Raw genomic sequence first — 14,891 nt, forward strand, 5'->3', positions numbered from 1 at the left:
GATGGCCGGAATTAAGGAAATTCGAACCAAGATCAAAAGCGTGCAAAACACGCGGAAGATCACCAAAGCCATGGAGATGGTGGCTGCATCCAAAATGCGCAAGGCGCAAGACCGGATGCGTGCTGGTCGTCCCTATGCAACCAAGGTGCGCGACATTGCCGCTCACCTGATGCAAGCGCATCCCGACTACACACATCCTTTCATGGTCGAACGTTCGAACGTGAAAGGCGTCGGCATTGTGCTTGTCTCTACCGACAAAGGTCTGTGTGGTGGCCTGAATACCAACATTACCCGTCTGGTCCTGAACCGCATCAAAGAGTTCGACCAAAAAGGTATCAAGGTTCAGGCAACTGCGTTGGGTAACAAGGGTCTTGGCTTCTTGACGCGCATCGGCACCAATCTGGTGTCCCAAGAAGTTCAGTTGGGCGACAAACCCAACCTCGAGCGTCTTATCGGTGCCCTCAAGGTACAAATCGACGATTTCGTCGATGGCAAAATCGACGCCGTATATCTGGCCACCAACCGCTTCGTCAACACCATGAAGCAAGAGCCGGTATTTGTGCGTTTGTTGCCCCTGCCCAGCGGCTTGTCCGATCCGTTCCAAACCGAGGGCACGTTCCAGGAGAAATCCGAAGACGCCGTCCTGAACACGAAGTACGGCTGGGACTACATCTACGAGCCCGACTCGAAGTCGGTCATCGACGACCTGCTGCAGCGTTACGTTGAAGGCCTGGTGTATCAGGCTGTTGCCGAAAACATGGCATCCGAGCAGTCCGCTCGTATGGTGGCCATGAAGGCAGCGTCTGATAACGCCAAGAAAATCATCGGCGATCTTGAACTGGTTTACAACAAAACCCGTCAGGCTGCCATTACCAAAGAAATTTCAGAAATCGTCGGGGGCGCTGCCGCTGTTTAACCAAACAGAAGGGCATCCCGTCAAAGATATTTAGCAAGGACTAAACATGAGCAACGGTACCATCGTTCAGTGCATCGGCGCCGTGGTGGATATTCAGTTCCCCCGCGACAGCATTCCAAAAATTTACGACGCGCTTAAACTCGCAGACGACAGCTCCAAGTTTGCCGAAGCTGGTCTGACATTCGAAGTCCAGCAGCAGCTGGGCGACGGCGTCGTCCGCACCATCGCCATGGGTTCATCCGACGGCCTGCGCCGCGGCATGGCTGTGGCCAACACCGGCGCACCTATTTCGGTGCCCGTCGGTCAGGGCACGCTGGGTCGCATTATGGACGTTCTCGGTCGTCCCATCGACGAGCGCGGCCCCATTCTGTCTGAAGAAACACGCGCCATTCACCAAGATGCCCCCAAGTTCGACGAACTCTCGCCTTCGGTCGAGTTGCTCGAAACCGGTATCAAGGTTATTGACCTGGTTTGCCCCTTCGCAAAAGGCGGTAAGGTCGGTCTGTTCGGGGGTGCCGGTGTAGGTAAAACTGTTAACATGCTCGAGCTCATCAACAACATCGCCAAGGCACACAGTGGTCTGTCGGTGTTTGCCGGTGTGGGCGAGCGTACCCGCGAAGGTAACGACTTCTACCACGAGATGGCTGAAGCCGGCGTTATCAAGATGGACAACCTGTCCGAGTCGAAGGTAGCGATGGTGTTCGGTCAGATGAACGAGCCTCCAGGCAACCGTCTGCGCGTTGCGTTGTCGGGTCTGACCATGGCCGAAAAATTCCGTGACGAAGGCCGTGACATCCTCTTCTTCGTTGACAACATCTACCGTTACACCCTGGCCGGTACCGAAGTGTCCGCGCTGCTGGGTCGTATGCCTTCGGCGGTGGGTTACCAGCCTACGCTGGCCGAAGAAATGGGTAAGCTGCAAGAGCGTATTACCTCGACCAAAACCGGTTCTATTACGTCGATCCAGGCCGTTTACGTTCCTGCCGACGACTTGACCGACCCGTCGCCTGCAACAACCTTCTTGCACCTTGACTCTACCGTGGTTCTGTCGCGTGACATCGCCGCGCTGGGTATTTACCCCGCCGTCGATCCCCTCGACTCCACCAGCCGTCAGCTCGACCCGCAAGTGGTTGGTGAAGAGCACTACGCGATTGCCCGTGGCGTTCAGCAAACACTGCAGCGCTACAAAGAACTGCGCGACATTATCGCCATTCTGGGTATGGACGAACTCTCGCCCGAAGACAAGCAGGCTGTTGCTCGTGCACGTAAAATCCAGCGCTTCCTGTCGCAGCCGTTCCACGTTGCCGAAGTCTTTACCGGTTCGCCCGGCAAATACGTTCCGCTGTCCGAAACGCTGCGCGGCTTCAAGATGATTGTTGAAGGCGAGTGCGACGCGATCCCCGAGCAGGCCTTCTACATGGTTGGTTCCATCGACGAAGCGCTCGAGAAAGCCAAAGCACTGTAAAAGGGACTCTTATGGCCACATTACACGTAGACGTCGTCAGTGCAGAAGAATCGATTTTCTCCGGTGAGGCGAAATTCGTGGTTCTGCCCGGCGAGTCCGGCGAACTGGGCATCATGCCTGGTCACACGCCGCTCATCTCGCGCATTCGCCCGGGTACGGTAAAGATTGTTCTCGCCGATGGTAGTGGTGAAACCAATGTTTTCGTGGCCGGCGGCATCCTCGAAGTTCAACCCGGTGGTGTAACGGTGCTTTCCGATACCGCTATCCGTGCCGAAGACCTCGACGAAGCCAAGGCACTCGAAGCACGCAAGCGTGCGGAAGAGGCCCTTCGCAATGCCAAAGACAAGGCCGACATTGCTGTCGTCGAAGCCGAGCTGGCCATGCTGGCCGCACAGGCTGCAGCAGCACAAAAGCTTCGTAACGCACGCTCTTCGCGTCACTAAGCGTTTGCCCGTCTTAAAAAACGGCCTTCGGGCCGTTTTTTTTCGTCTGTCAACTATTTGCGCCCGTAGTATCCGAGTGCTGATATTTCCGAATAGTCCTGCGTGACTGACGTCCCTAAGATACGTTCAGGGCCTGAGCACAGGCTCTTCATATCAAGGGGGATACATGAGAGAACGTATAGATTGCGCTGTCTTGCTGGAACCGCATGACGGCTTTTGGTCGGCACTTGATGCTGGTGAGTACCTGGGGGGCAGGCTGGTCATGCACCCGGTGGGCTGCGACGTGTTGTCAGCCGACGTTGACGAAGGCTCGTACCTGCGCGACAACGAAGTCATGCTGCGACGATACGATGTTTGTATTGTCGGCGTTACCGCTTCCAATTTGTCGTGGGCGCGGCGCCTGCTGTCGGCGCGAGCGGGCGCCAAAGGCGAGACCCCTGCACTGGCGGTCGTCAGCGGGCTAAAAGCCGCTGCAATCGACGATCTCTTGTCGCTGGGGCTCGCCGACTTTATCCGCCTCCCGCTGTGCTACGACGAATTGCGGGCGCGTATTCAGCAATTGCTGGTCAGCCGGGGTGGGTTGCGTTATGGGCTGCAACCCGCGCCGTCAAGGGTCGCTTTGCAGCTTAACGACGTGGTACAGCCGTTGGCTGCAAGCGGCGTTGCATCGTCGGGCACAAGCCGTGGGTTTGCCGCGCCCGCTGCTTTGCCGGTGGCCGGTGCCAACCAGCCGACATCCGCGTCACATGCGCCGCCCATGCTGTCTGAAGACGAGCTGTGCGATACCATACTGCAGCGTACCGGGCTCGAGCTCGATGCGTATGCAGTAGCTGCGGCCACGCGTACGGCCACCAGTAAAGACTCGTTCAGGGCGGCAAAGGGGCGGGTCATCGAGCGCTTTGAACGGGCCTACATTGCGGCCGCGCTCGGTTCGTGCTCGGGCAACATTGCCTTGGCCGCCCGCGGCGCGCAAAAGCACCGTCGTGCCTTCTGGGCCCTCATGCGAAAGTACCAAATCGATGCCAGTGTGTATCGGCCCGACCCGTCAAACAATTTTTCCCCAGACGGTTAAAATCGTCTTGCTTAACTTTCAAGGATTGCCGTGTCTTTTCCAAGCTTAAAAAACGACGTTTTCCTGCGCGCTTTGCTGCGTCAGCCTGTTCCCTATACGCCGCTTTGGCTTATGCGCCAGGCCGGCCGCTATTTGCCCGAATACAACCAAACGCGCGCAAAAGCAGGGTCGTTTCTTGGTCTGGCTCAAAATCCCGAATACGCCTGTGAAGTAACCTTGCAGCCGCTCGAGCGCTTCGACCTTGATGCGGCCATTCTCTTTTCCGACATTCTTACTATTCCCCATGCCATGGGCCTGGGGTTAGACTTTGTCGCCGGCGAAGGCCCGCAGTTTGCGCACCCCGTCCGTACCGAAGCCGATGTTGCCAAACTGCAGGCCCCCGATCTGTCCAACTTGCAGTACGTGTTTGACGCGGTATCGCTTATTCGCAAAGAGCTCGACGGTAAAGTGCCGCTTATTGGCTTTGCCGGCAGCCCCTGGACGGTCGCCTGTTATATGGTTGAAGGGCAAGGGTCTAGCGATTACCGCCTGATCAAAACCATGCTGTACAGCCGTCCCGATCTGCTGCATCGCATCCTCGAGGTCAACGTACAGGCCACTACGGCGTACCTTAACGCACAAATTCAGGCCGGCGCACAGGCCGTCATGGTTTTCGACAGTTGGGGCGGCGTGTTGGCCGACGGCCTGTTTCAGCAGTTCTCGCTGGCCTACACGCGCAAGGTCGTCGACGGCCTGATTCGCGAACAAGACGGGCGGCAGGTTCCCGTGATTGTCTTTACCAAGGGTGGCGGCCTATGGCTCGAAGAAATCGCCGCGTGCGGCTGCGATGCCATGGGCGTCGACTGGACAGTCAACCTGACGCAGGCACGCCGCCGCATTAGCGACAAGGTCGCGTTGCAGGGCAATCTCGACCCCATGACCTTGTTCGGCACCGAGGCCGCTATTCGCACCGAGGCGCGTCGCGTCATCGACGATTTCGGCCCGGTGGGTACGGGTGGGCACGTGTTTAACTTTGGGCATGGCATCAATCGTTTCACCCCGCCCGAAGCGGTGGGTATTCTGGTTGACGAAGTCCATAGCCATAGTCGCGCAAAGCACTGATTCAACGCACATTTAGTTGCAGTGCAATGTGCTGGTTTGCGCCTTCAAATCTAACCTTCAAGCCCGATTCATCGGGCTTTTTATCTAAGTTGTGCACAAATATTTTCGCGCCGCACAATGAGCGCGGCTATGTTAGATACAATTTAATTAAATTAAATAACCTTCTGATTTAATTACTATTTTTTCGAATTATAAAAATATTTCTGTAAATTAAGTACTAACTTTAATTGACTTTCCCCAGGGTTATTAATTGCATTTTCCCCAAAGTTATCCACAGGCTTGTTGAAAACATCAGAAGGGCTTGTATTGTCAAGCCTGGCTGCAAATATCCTAGAAATTGCTTTAACTTCAAACAAGGCCGGATGTGATCAATGCTGACGTTGTGCCGACACAAGAATCGACCGAAGCCACGCGTTACTGGCTTGGGGTAGCCCTCGACGTCCCTCTGCCTGGGCTGTTCGACTACTACGCGCCTACCCCTGTCGATGCAGGTACGCGCGTTATTGTTTCTTTTGGTCGCCGCCAAATGATTGGCATGGTGGCGCAGGTTAAGGCGGCCCCCGACATCCCCCCCGAAGGTGTCAAGGCGGTCGATGCCGTGCTTGATGATCTGCCCCCCATGCCCGACGACTGGATGCGCCTGGTGGTGTTTGCCGCACGGTATTACCAGCGTCCGTTGGGCGAAGTCATGTTGCCGGCACTGCCGGTGTCGCTGCGCAAAGTAACGGGGTATACCGGTAAAGGTGCGCGTGGGGGGCCGGTTGCGCGTGTCGACAAATCGAAACGCAAGGTTGCCGTGGTCGACGCGGCCAGCGCCGCGCCGGTTCAGCTGAATCCCGAGCAAGCGCATGCCGTACAAGCCATAACCGGGGCGCAGGGGCATCAAACTTTTTTGCTGCATGGGGTGACGGGCAGCGGCAAAACCGAAGTGTATATGCATGCCGCGCAACATGTTCTGGCTCAGGGGCGCCAGGTGCTGTTCATGGTGCCCGAAATCAATCTGACTCCACAGTTCGAGCAATCGCTGCGTGCGCGTCTGGGCAACGCCGATCAACCTGGCCTGCTGGCGGTACTTCACAGTGGTCTGGCCGATGGCGAACGCTTGCGTGCCTGGTTACGCATCTCGCGGGGGCAAGCCCGGGTGTTGCTGGGTACGCGCCTGTCCATCATGACACCCATGCCCGATCTGGGCCTTATTATTGTTGACGAAGAGCACGACACGTCTTACAAGCAACAAGACGGCCTGCGCTACTCGGCGCGCGATCTGGCCGTCTGGCGCGGCCACGACCTGCAGGTGCCGGTGGTGCTGGGGTCGGCGACCCCGTCACTTGAAACCTGGCATAACGCCCAGCGTGATCATTATCAATTGTTAAGCCTTACCCAGCGCGCCCGGGCGGTTCAGCTGCCGCAGGTGCGTCTGGTCGATACCCGGCGTCTCGCGCTCGAACATGGGTTTTCGCCGCAATTGCTCGACGCCGTCAAAGCGCGCCTGGCACAGCAAGAACAGGTCCTTATCTTTCTGAATCGTAGGGGTTATGCGCCGGTGGTCAGTTGCAATTCTTGCGGCTGGGTCAGCCAGTGTCCGCGCTGCACGGCCTACACCATTTTGCATCGCACCCAGGGCGGGCGTGCACACAACCATTTGCAATGCCATCATTGCGGCTACCATGCCGCCGTTCCCCGGCGTTGTCCCGACTGCGGCGACCAGGATTTGCGCCCCATGGGTCGTGGCACACAGCGCCTCGAAGAGCATTTGGCCGAATGGTTCCCTCAAGCCCGTATTTCACGCATTGATGCCGACAGTACGCGCCTGAAAGGCAGCGCCGAAGCCTTGTTTGCGCAAGTGCACGCCGGTGAGGTCGATATTCTGGTCGGCACACAAATGGTGGCGAAAGGTCACGATTTTGCCAAGTTGGGGCTGGTGGGGGTACTGAATGCCGATGCCATGTTGTTTGCGCAAGATTTTCGTGCACCCGAACGTTTGTTTGCCCAACTGATGCAAGTTGCGGGCCGTGCAGGGCGTCATGCCGGCGCGGGCGAGGTCATTATCCAAACCGACTACCCCGAACAGCCGGTGTACCAGGCATTGCTTAAACACGATTACCAGGGCTTTGCGCGGTACAGCCTCGAAGAGCGCAAGGCCGTTGGCTTGCCGCCGTTTGCCTATCAGGCCTTGCTAACCGCCGAGGCCCGCGCGCTCAAGACGGCCGTTGCCTTCTTGTCCGAGGCGGCAGCGCTGCCGGATACCGCGCCCGAGCTTTATCCTACCTCCGACGCGGTTACGCGTTACGACCCTGTGCCATTGCGGGTGGTCAGGGTGGCAAACACCGAAAGGGCGCAACTTCTGGTCGAGAGCGATAGTCGTCCGGCGTTGCAGGCTTTCTTGACCACTTGGTCAGCCGATGTTGCAGCGCTCGCTACGCGTCATCGTGTGCGCTGCCATCTTGAAGTCGACCCCCTGGAGATCTGATGACAACGTTTACGCACAATGCGTCAATGCCAGTGGGCTACACGTTGCCTGTCGATCTGAACCCGGCGCAGCGCGAGGCCGTGTTGTATTTAAATGGGCCGTGTCTGGTGCTGGCGGGCGCAGGCAGTGGCAAGACCCGCGTCATTACCCAGAAAATTGCTTATTTGCTGCGAGAGTGCGGCTACGCGGGCAGGCAAGTTGTTGCGCTGACGTTTACCAACAAGGCTGCGCGCGAAATGAGCGAACGCATCAAGAATCTTGTTGATCGCAAGGTTTCCAAGGGCCTGACTGTCAGTACGTTTCACTCGCTGGGCGTCAGGTTTTTGCGTGAAGAGGCCGCGTATGTGGGCCTGAAATCGCAGTTCTCGATTTTCGATTCTACCGATGCACTGGCGATTATCCAGGAGCTGTTGGCAACCACCGACAAGGCGCGCCTCAAGGCCGTGCAGCAAACGATCTCGTTATGGAAAAACGCTTTGGTCGAGCCTGATCAGGCTGAAAAAATTGCGCTAACACCCAGCGACATCGAGGCCGTGCGTGTGTATCGCAGCTATAACGCGACCCTCGAGGCCTACCAGGCGGTTGATTTTGACGACCTGATACGCCTGCCGGCCCGGTTGCTAGAGTCAAATGCCGAGGTGCGGCAGCGTTGGCAAGCCCGTGTACAGTACTTGCTGGTCGACGAATACCAGGACACCAACGAATGCCAGTATCGTCTGGTGCGCATGCTAACCGGCGACCGCGCCATGTTTACGGCCGTCGGTGATGACGACCAGGCCATCTACGCCTGGCGCGGGGCCACTGTACAAAACCTGGCCAAGCTGACCACCGACTACCCAGGCTTGAAGCTGATCAAGCTTGAACAAAATTACAGGTCGGTGCAGCGCGTACTGGCGGCGGCCAATCAGGTTATCAGCCATAACCCGAATTTGTTCGATAAAAAACTCTGGTCCGATCTGGGCGTTGGCGACCCCATACAAGTCAAAGCGATGGACTCTGAAGAAATCGAAGCCGAGTCCGTCGCTTTTCGGATTTCCTCCGAGCGGGTCGAGCGTCAGGCCAATTGGCGCGACTTTGCTATTTTGTACCGTAGCAATCAGCAGGCGCGGGTGCTTGAGCAGGCCCTGCGCAATTTGCGCATACCGTACTCGGTGTCGGGCGGCCAGAGCTTTTTCGACAAGGCAGAAATTCGCGACATCTTGTCGTACCTGCGCCTGATTGCCAACGATGCCGATGATCCGTCATTTATTCGCGCGGTGACCACGCCGCGTCGCGGCATCGGTCAGGCCACCCTGCAGGCGCTGGGCGAGTATGCATCGGCACAGCAGCTGTCCTTGTTCGAAGCGATTTTTTCCATCGGCACCACCGATCGCCTGTCGGCACGTCAGCTCGAACCGTTGCAAACGTTTGGCGAATTCATTCAGCGGATTCAAACGCGTGCCGCTAAAGAAAGTGCCCAAGCGGCTGGCGATATCCTTGACGAATTGCTGGCGGCCATTCAGTACGAGCGCTTCTTGTACGATACCCTCGACGAAAAACCGGCCCAGAACCGCTGGCAAAACGTGCTTGAGCTTGTGGGCTGGTTAAAGCGCAAAGCCATCGAAGACGACTTGAACGTGATGGCGCTGGTGCAGCATATTGCCTTGGTCACCATGCTCGAGCGCAGCGATGACGACGCGCCCGATGCCGTTAAACTGTCGACGTTGCATGCGTCCAAAGGTTTAGAATACCCCCACGTGTTCTTGGTGGGGGTCGAAGAGGGCTTGCTGCCGCATTTGGGTCGTGATGACGACGACACGGCTTCAGCGGCCGGCGAAGACGCGTTGGCCCAGCGGATCCAGGAAGAGCGCCGTCTGATGTACGTGGGCATTACGCGTGCGCAACGCACCCTCAATCTAAGCTGGTGCAAGCGTCGTCGCCGTGCGCGCGAAGACGTCGTGCGTGAACCTTCCCGCTTTATTGCCGAAATGGGTTTTCAGGCCGGGAATGCTGCAGGTGTCGATACTGCCGCCGGGCTAAGCCCCAAAGAGCGCCTGGGCATGCTTAAACAGTTACTGAACAAATCGTAGTTTTTATTTTCGACGACCGTGGCCACGGCTGCGTGTCAGGAGACGGAGTGATATGAAAGAAATCAACACCATTGGTATTGTCGGCGCGGGCGCCATGGGCCGCGGTATTGCCCAAATTGCGGCACAGGCGGGTATTGTCGTCAAATTGTTCGACCTGAACGCAGCAGCGGTTTCTGCCGCGCGCGAGGCGCTGCAACAAACCTGGGACAAACTCTCGGCCAAAGGCAAGTTGTCGGCCGACGACGCCGCTGCAGCGCTGGGCCGCATTCAGGCGTGTGCCGACTTGTCCGATATGGCGTCGGCCGATCTGGTCATCGAGGCCGTTATCGAGCGTCTCGATGTCAAACGCGACCTGTTCAAGCAGCTCGAAGCGATTGTTTCGGCTGATTGCATTCTGGCGTCCAACACGTCGTCACTGGCCATTACGGCCATTGCTGCAGCTTGCGACAAGCCGGGTCGTGTTGCTGGTTTCCATTTCTTCAACCCTGTGCCGCTCATGAAAGTGGTCGAGATCATCGACGGCTTGCGCTCCGATCGGGAAACAGGCGACGCCCTGATGGCGCTGGCGCGCAAAATGGGCCACAAGCCGGTGCGCGCCAAAGACATGCCGGGTTTCATCGTTAATCATGCCGGCCGTGGCCTGAACATCGAAGGTCTTCGCACGGCGCAAGAATCGGTCGCGCCGTTTTACCAGATCGACGCCATCATGCGCGAACAGGCCGGCTTTCGCATGGGGCCTTTCGAACTGCTTGACTTGACCGCCCTCGATGTATCCCACCCGGTCATGGAGTCAATCTATCAGCAGTTTTACGACGAGCCGCGTTTCCGCCCCTCGCCAATTACCGCCGTGCGTTTTGCCGGCGGCTTGTTGGGGCGTAAAACGGGTGAAGGTTTTTACAAATACACCGATGGCCAAAAGCAAGTGCCTGCCGAACCCGCCGTACCGGCGCTGCCAGCCGGCCTGAAAGTGTGGGTGGCACCTTACCATTCGGTGGGCCACAAGCGGGCGTTGGGTTTGCTTAAAACATTGGGTGCCACGGTAGTGTCGTCCGAGCAACCGCCCGTCGATGCACTGTTGGTGGTCACTCCCTATGGCGAAGACTCGGCATCGGTCGTCAGCGCCCATCAGCTCGATGGCGAACGCACTGTTGCACTGGACACCTTCTTTGGTCTTGAGCAGGGCAAACGCCGTGTTGTCATGTGCTCGTTGGCCACCTCGCCCCAATGGCGCGATGCGGCTCATGCACTGTTTGCATCCGACAACACGCCGGTATCTATTATTGATGACTCGGCCGGGTTTGTGGGCCAGCGCCTTGTGGCGGCCATCGTCAATGTGGCTTGCGACATTGCCCAGCAAACCATCGCTTCGCCCGAAGACATTGATCTGGCCGTGTCGTTAGGCCTGGGCTACCCCATGGGCGGCCCGCTAAGCATGGGCGACACCCTGGGTGCTGCACACATTCTTGAAATTTTGCGGGCCATGCACCGCACCACTGGCGACATGCGTTACCGCGCCAGCCTGTGGTTGCAGCGGCGCGTTCAACTGGGTGTGTCGCTTCGCACCGAACCCGCGTGCGTGTCGGTTTAAGTCGGGGTGTGGGTTAAGTCTTTAACCAGACGCAAAAAAAGCAGCCTTCGGGCTGCTTTTTTTATGAAGAACGGCTTGCTGGTTTGGGGCTGCGTTGGCATTATGCGAACGCTTTATGCCCCGGCCGTGCTGGATTACTGCGACTTTGAAACCATGTACTGAACGGCTGCGCGGATTTCGTCGTCGGAGGCTTGTGTGCCGCCCCGAGGAGGCATGGCGCCTTTGCCCTTGATGGCAATGGCAACCATTGTGTCCATGCCAGTGGCAATAAGGGGTGCCCATGCGGCCTTGTCGCCCAGTTTGGGGGCGCCGGCCAAGCCCATGTCGTGGCACGAGAAGCACATGGATTTGTAGAGCTTTTCGCCGGCGGGATCGACCGAGGCGGGGGCTGCGGCAGCGGTTTGGGCGGCTGCAGGGGCTTCGGCTTTAGGCGCTTCGGCCGGGGCAGCCGCAGGGGCAGCAGCTACAGGGGCCGCCGGTGCTGCTGCGGCAGCGGGTGCGGCCTCAGCGGCCTTGTCTTCGGCGGCGGGCTCTTTGGGTTCTTCGAACGAAGCGCCCGACTGATTGGCCATGTAGACCACAGCGCGGTGAATTTCGAAGTCGTCGAGGGTGGGGTTGCCGCCCTTGGCAGGCATGGCGTTTTTACCCTTGATGGCGTTGGTAACCAGTGTGTCTTCGCCCGAAGCGACCAGTGGCGCCCATGCGGCTTTGTCGCCCATTTTTGGCGCGCCGGCAACACCGGCGTTATGGCACGAAGCACAGGTGGTTTCGTAGACTTGCTGGCCGGTTTTGAAGACTTTGGGTGCGTTGGCGTCGACCAGTGCGAAGCCCGCAACCGGTTTGATGCGCTGGGCAATGGCCTCGGGGGTTTGGGCGTCGGAGCCCGCGCCAACCAGATCGCTGGATACGACCAGGCGAATCAGCAGGAAAATGATGATGACGGGAACGATAAACGACAGGACAACCGTGACAATAAGTTGTTTGGGTGTCTTGATGGGGCCTTCATGCCCTTCGTGGTTTTCTTCGTTGTGGTGTTCTGTGTTGTTCATACTCGAGTCCTGCGTATACGGGAACAAAGGCGCTTGCCTGGATCGGTAAATCAAACTAAGTTAGCGATTATAACGGGTGTGTCGCCCGATTGCAGGGCGTGGGTCAGGGTATTGAAAAAACTTTGCCGTAAACGCGCTACAATAGCCGGCTGACGCGCCCGTAGTTCAATGGATAGAATTAGAGTTTCCGAAGCTCTCGATACAGGTTCGATTCCTGTCGGGCGCGCCAACTGCAGCATCCCCTTCTATACGCCCACGCTTGCATGCACCCGTCACAATCCCTTTTCGGGTTGTCAGGGTCGCAACAGTTTCTCCGAATCCCGCACCAACTGAAACCCCGGCAGTATCTTTGCAGCCCGTTCTGGGTCTTCCATGGCAAAGTCCAGGTTCTGGCGTGCAATTTCTACGTGCTCTTCGCCTAATGCCTGGGCACGGCTTCCCTGATGCTTTTCAATGGCTTGCACAATGGCGTGGTGGGTACGGTGAGCCTGCTTCATCCATTCGTGGCCTTCTTCCATTGACGACTGCATGGGCAACGTTGCGCTGGCTGCAGCAAAAGCCTGGCTGTTCAAGGTTTCAATAGTGCGTGCCAGCGTCTTGTTGGCGCAGCCGTCGATAATGGCCTGGTGAAAGCGGTCGTTCATTTGGGCGTAACGCGCATAGTCGTCAAGGTCCATGTTGGCCTTGAATACGACGGCATCCCCTTCATCCAGGCAGTCTTTCAGAATTTTCATGGTGCGACGCGACGCGCCGTTTTCGGCCAGCAGGCGGGCGGCAAAGCCCTCGATGACCCCGCGCATCCGGATCGCGTCGGACACATCTTGCATAGTGAAACTGCGCATGTGGTAACCGCCGCCCGGCGAGGCCTCGATGAGCCCTTCGTGCTCGAGCGAGACCAGGGCCTGACGAACGGGTGTGCGCGATGTGTTCAAACGTTCTGACAGCGGAATTTCGGCCAGCCGCTCGCCCGGCGCAAAAGTACCGTTAAGGATCAGGCCGCGCAGTTGCACGAGAACTCGGGATTGTTGGGAGGTCATGTTGTCTGGCTTTTGATGGACATTGTTATTGTATACAGGCCAATGGCGTTGCGTAGCCGCGCGCGCTTAACCGGGGCTTTATAGGGCGAGTGCTGGCATTAATCGTCTTGAATCATTGTATGCAATTGGCTTGTTTTTGGCCTGATGGCATCCGGTTTGTTAGGGGTTTATACCAATAAAAAATACCTTGTTAATCGCTATTTAATCAACCAAGTAATTGATAATAAACAGCATTTTAATTGGTTTGCTTTGCTTTATGGTGGCGCGCTGAAATTGCGATGAAAATGGCTTGTTGTATACAATTGTATTCATCATTTATTGCCATTGTTTCAGGGGGCTATATGCTTAGTGCTCAACAAAACGATTTCATCACCCGTGTCGGGCCTGGCGCACCTGCCGGTCAGCTGCTGCGCCGCTATTGGCAGCCGGTTGCCCTGGTCGACGAGCTCGAAGGGCCGCGCCCCGTGCGCCCGGTGCGGCTTATGGGCCAAGCGTTTGTTTTGTTCCGCGACGAAGCGGGCGAACTGGGCTTCATCGATCGCGACTGTCCGCACCGTGGCGCCGACCTGGCGTATGGCCGTATCGAAAACGGCGGTTTGCGTTGCCCGTTTCATGGCTGGTTGTTCAATGTGAAGGGCGACTGCCTGGAGACACCTGCCGAACCTGAAGGCAGCAAGCTGCATACCCGTATCAAGCAGCGCGCGTATCCGGTGGTTCAGCGTAGCGGCATTATTTTTGCCTACATCGGCGAGGGCGAGCCGCCCGCATTTCCCGAGTTTGACTGCTTTGTCGCACCCGACACGCATACCTTTGCCTTTAAGGGCCTGATCGAGTGCAACTGGCTGCAGGCGCTTGAGGTTGGCATGGACCCGGCGCACGCGTCTTATTTGCATCGTTTCTTCGAAGACGAAGATACGTCGGAAAGCTATGGCAAACAGTTTCGCGGGGCTTCTGCCGATTCAGATATGCCCATCACCCGTGTGCTGCGCGAGTACGACCGCCCCGATATTTCGGTCGACCCGACAGCTTATGGCTTTCGGTTAACCGCTTTACGCAAGCTGCCTCAGGCCCAAACCCATGTGCGCGTCACCAACGTTGTCTTCCCGCAGGCGTTTGTCATCCCCATGAGCGCCGAAATGACCATTTCGCAATGGCATGTGCCGATCGACGACACCCATTGCTACTGGTATGCCATCTTTACCAGCTTTACCGGCCCTGTCGATAAAAAACGCATGCGCGAACAGCGCCTTGAACTTTACGAGCTGCCCGATTACGTATCGCGCAAGAACAAGCGTAACAACTACGGCTACAACATCGACGAACAGAACACCCAAACCTATACGGGGATGGGCTTTGACATCAACGTACACGACCAGTGGGCGATTGAGTCGCAGGGGCCCATTCAAGACCGCACCCGTGAGCACCTGGGCACCACCGACAAGGGCATCGTGGCGTTTCGCCGTCAGTTGGTGCGCGCCATCGAAAGCACGCTGGAAGGGGGCGATGCACCCATGCTTATCTCTGTCGATCAGGCCTCTGGCTTTAGTGGGCCGCCTTCTATCGACGGTATTGAAAAGGCAGGCGTTGACCCCGTGCAATATTGGCAAGAGGCCGACCTGGCACGCCGCAAGGCTTGTGACTGGGCAGCTGCGCGCCTGACCGAGCCCGCCGGAGAATAACC

The 14,891-nt window shown here is 57.5% G+C and carries 11 protein-coding genes and 1 tRNA gene; 10 read left to right on the forward strand and 2 right to left on the reverse strand.

Going from position 1 to position 14,891, the window contains the following annotated elements:
- The first annotated feature begins 1 nt into the window (after position 1).
- From atpG to GTU67_RS09170, 8 genes are all read left to right on the forward strand, one after another.
- Positions 2 to 916, forward strand: a complete 915-nt coding sequence (gene atpG / locus GTU67_RS09135) for a F0F1 ATP synthase subunit gamma (protein WP_185779777.1) — start codon at positions 2 to 4, stop codon at positions 914 to 916.
- Positions 917 to 962: 46 nt separating this feature from the next.
- On the forward strand, positions 963 to 2,381 hold the full coding sequence (gene atpD, locus GTU67_RS09140) for a F0F1 ATP synthase subunit beta (RefSeq protein WP_185779778.1): 1,419 nt from the start codon (positions 963 to 965) through the stop codon (positions 2,379 to 2,381).
- A gap of 11 nt (positions 2,382 to 2,392) precedes the next feature.
- The gene (locus GTU67_RS09145; RefSeq protein WP_093969793.1) at positions 2,393 to 2,824 is read left to right on the forward strand and encodes a F0F1 ATP synthase subunit epsilon; all 432 of its coding nucleotides are present in this window, start codon (positions 2,393 to 2,395) and stop codon (positions 2,822 to 2,824) included.
- 166 nt (positions 2,825 to 2,990) lie between these two features.
- Positions 2,991 to 3,896 (forward strand): hypothetical protein, encoded by a 906-nt coding sequence (locus GTU67_RS09150; protein WP_249417661.1) that lies wholly within the window; start codon positions 2,991 to 2,993, stop codon positions 3,894 to 3,896.
- Between the two features lie 30 nt (positions 3,897 to 3,926).
- Positions 3,927 to 4,997: a uroporphyrinogen decarboxylase gene (hemE, locus tag GTU67_RS09155; protein ID WP_185779779.1), complete on the forward strand. Its 1,071-nt coding sequence runs from the start codon at positions 3,927 to 3,929 to the stop codon at positions 4,995 to 4,997.
- 382 nt (positions 4,998 to 5,379) lie between these two features.
- On the forward strand, positions 5,380 to 7,467 hold the full coding sequence (locus GTU67_RS09160; protein WP_346727012.1) for a primosomal protein N': 2,088 nt from the start codon (positions 5,380 to 5,382) through the stop codon (positions 7,465 to 7,467).
- Positions 7,467 to 9,536, forward strand: coding sequence for a UvrD-helicase domain-containing protein (locus tag GTU67_RS09165; protein ID WP_249417662.1), 2,070 nt, complete (start codon positions 7,467 to 7,469; stop codon positions 9,534 to 9,536). The genes GTU67_RS09160 and GTU67_RS09165 overlap by 1 nt, the downstream gene beginning before the upstream one ends.
- Before the next feature lie 52 nt (positions 9,537 to 9,588).
- The gene (locus GTU67_RS09170) at positions 9,589 to 11,124 is read left to right on the forward strand and encodes a 3-hydroxyacyl-CoA dehydrogenase (RefSeq protein WP_185779780.1); all 1,536 of its coding nucleotides are present in this window, start codon (positions 9,589 to 9,591) and stop codon (positions 11,122 to 11,124) included.
- Between the two features lie 134 nt (positions 11,125 to 11,258).
- Here GTU67_RS09170 and GTU67_RS09175 read toward each other — a convergent pair whose 3' ends face one another.
- The gene (locus GTU67_RS09175; protein WP_185779781.1) at positions 11,259 to 12,173 is read right to left on the reverse strand and encodes a c-type cytochrome; all 915 of its coding nucleotides are present in this window, start codon (positions 12,171 to 12,173) and stop codon (positions 11,259 to 11,261) included.
- 154 nt (positions 12,174 to 12,327) lie between these two features.
- On the opposite strand from GTU67_RS09175, the gene GTU67_RS09180 reads away from it, so the two are divergent.
- Positions 12,328 to 12,402: transfer RNA gene (locus tag GTU67_RS09180), tRNA-Arg, on the forward strand.
- Positions 12,403 to 12,466: 64 nt separating this feature from the next.
- Here the strand turns inward: GTU67_RS09180 and GTU67_RS09185 are convergent.
- Entirely contained in the window at positions 12,467 to 13,210 is a 744-nt protein-coding gene (locus GTU67_RS09185) for a GntR family transcriptional regulator (RefSeq protein ID WP_185779782.1), read from the reverse strand.
- 341 nt (positions 13,211 to 13,551) lie between these two features.
- On the opposite strand from GTU67_RS09185, the gene GTU67_RS09190 reads away from it, so the two are divergent.
- Positions 13,552 to 14,889, forward strand: coding sequence for an aromatic ring-hydroxylating dioxygenase subunit alpha (locus GTU67_RS09190; protein WP_185779783.1), 1,338 nt, complete (start codon positions 13,552 to 13,554; stop codon positions 14,887 to 14,889).
- Positions 14,890 to 14,891: the final 2 nt, after the last annotated feature.

It is taken from the genome of Pusillimonas minor (genome assembly GCF_014237865.1).
Taxonomy (GTDB): Bacteria; Pseudomonadota; Gammaproteobacteria; order Burkholderiales; family Burkholderiaceae_B; genus Neopusillimonas; species Neopusillimonas minor.

Coding starts and splice junctions, on each gene's coding strand:
- GTU67_RS09170 (WP_185779780.1), top strand. CDS start 9,589: ATGAAAGAAATCAACACCATTGGTATTGTCGGCGCGGGCGCCATGGGC.
- GTU67_RS09175 (WP_185779781.1), bottom strand. CDS start 12,173: ATGAACAACACAGAACACCACAACGAAGAAAACCACGAAGGGCATGAA.
- GTU67_RS09165 (WP_249417662.1), top strand. CDS start 7,467: ATGACAACGTTTACGCACAATGCGTCAATGCCAGTGGGCTACACGTTG.
- GTU67_RS09190 (WP_185779783.1), top strand. CDS start 13,552: ATGCTTAGTGCTCAACAAAACGATTTCATCACCCGTGTCGGGCCTGGC.
- atpD (WP_185779778.1), top strand. CDS start 963: ATGAGCAACGGTACCATCGTTCAGTGCATCGGCGCCGTGGTGGATATT.
- GTU67_RS09145 (WP_093969793.1), top strand. CDS start 2,393: ATGGCCACATTACACGTAGACGTCGTCAGTGCAGAAGAATCGATTTTC.
- GTU67_RS09185 (WP_185779782.1), bottom strand. CDS start 13,210: ATGACCTCCCAACAATCCCGAGTTCTCGTGCAACTGCGCGGCCTGATC.
- GTU67_RS09150 (WP_249417661.1), top strand. CDS start 2,991: ATGAGAGAACGTATAGATTGCGCTGTCTTGCTGGAACCGCATGACGGC.
- atpG (WP_185779777.1), top strand. CDS start 2: ATGGCCGGAATTAAGGAAATTCGAACCAAGATCAAAAGCGTGCAAAAC.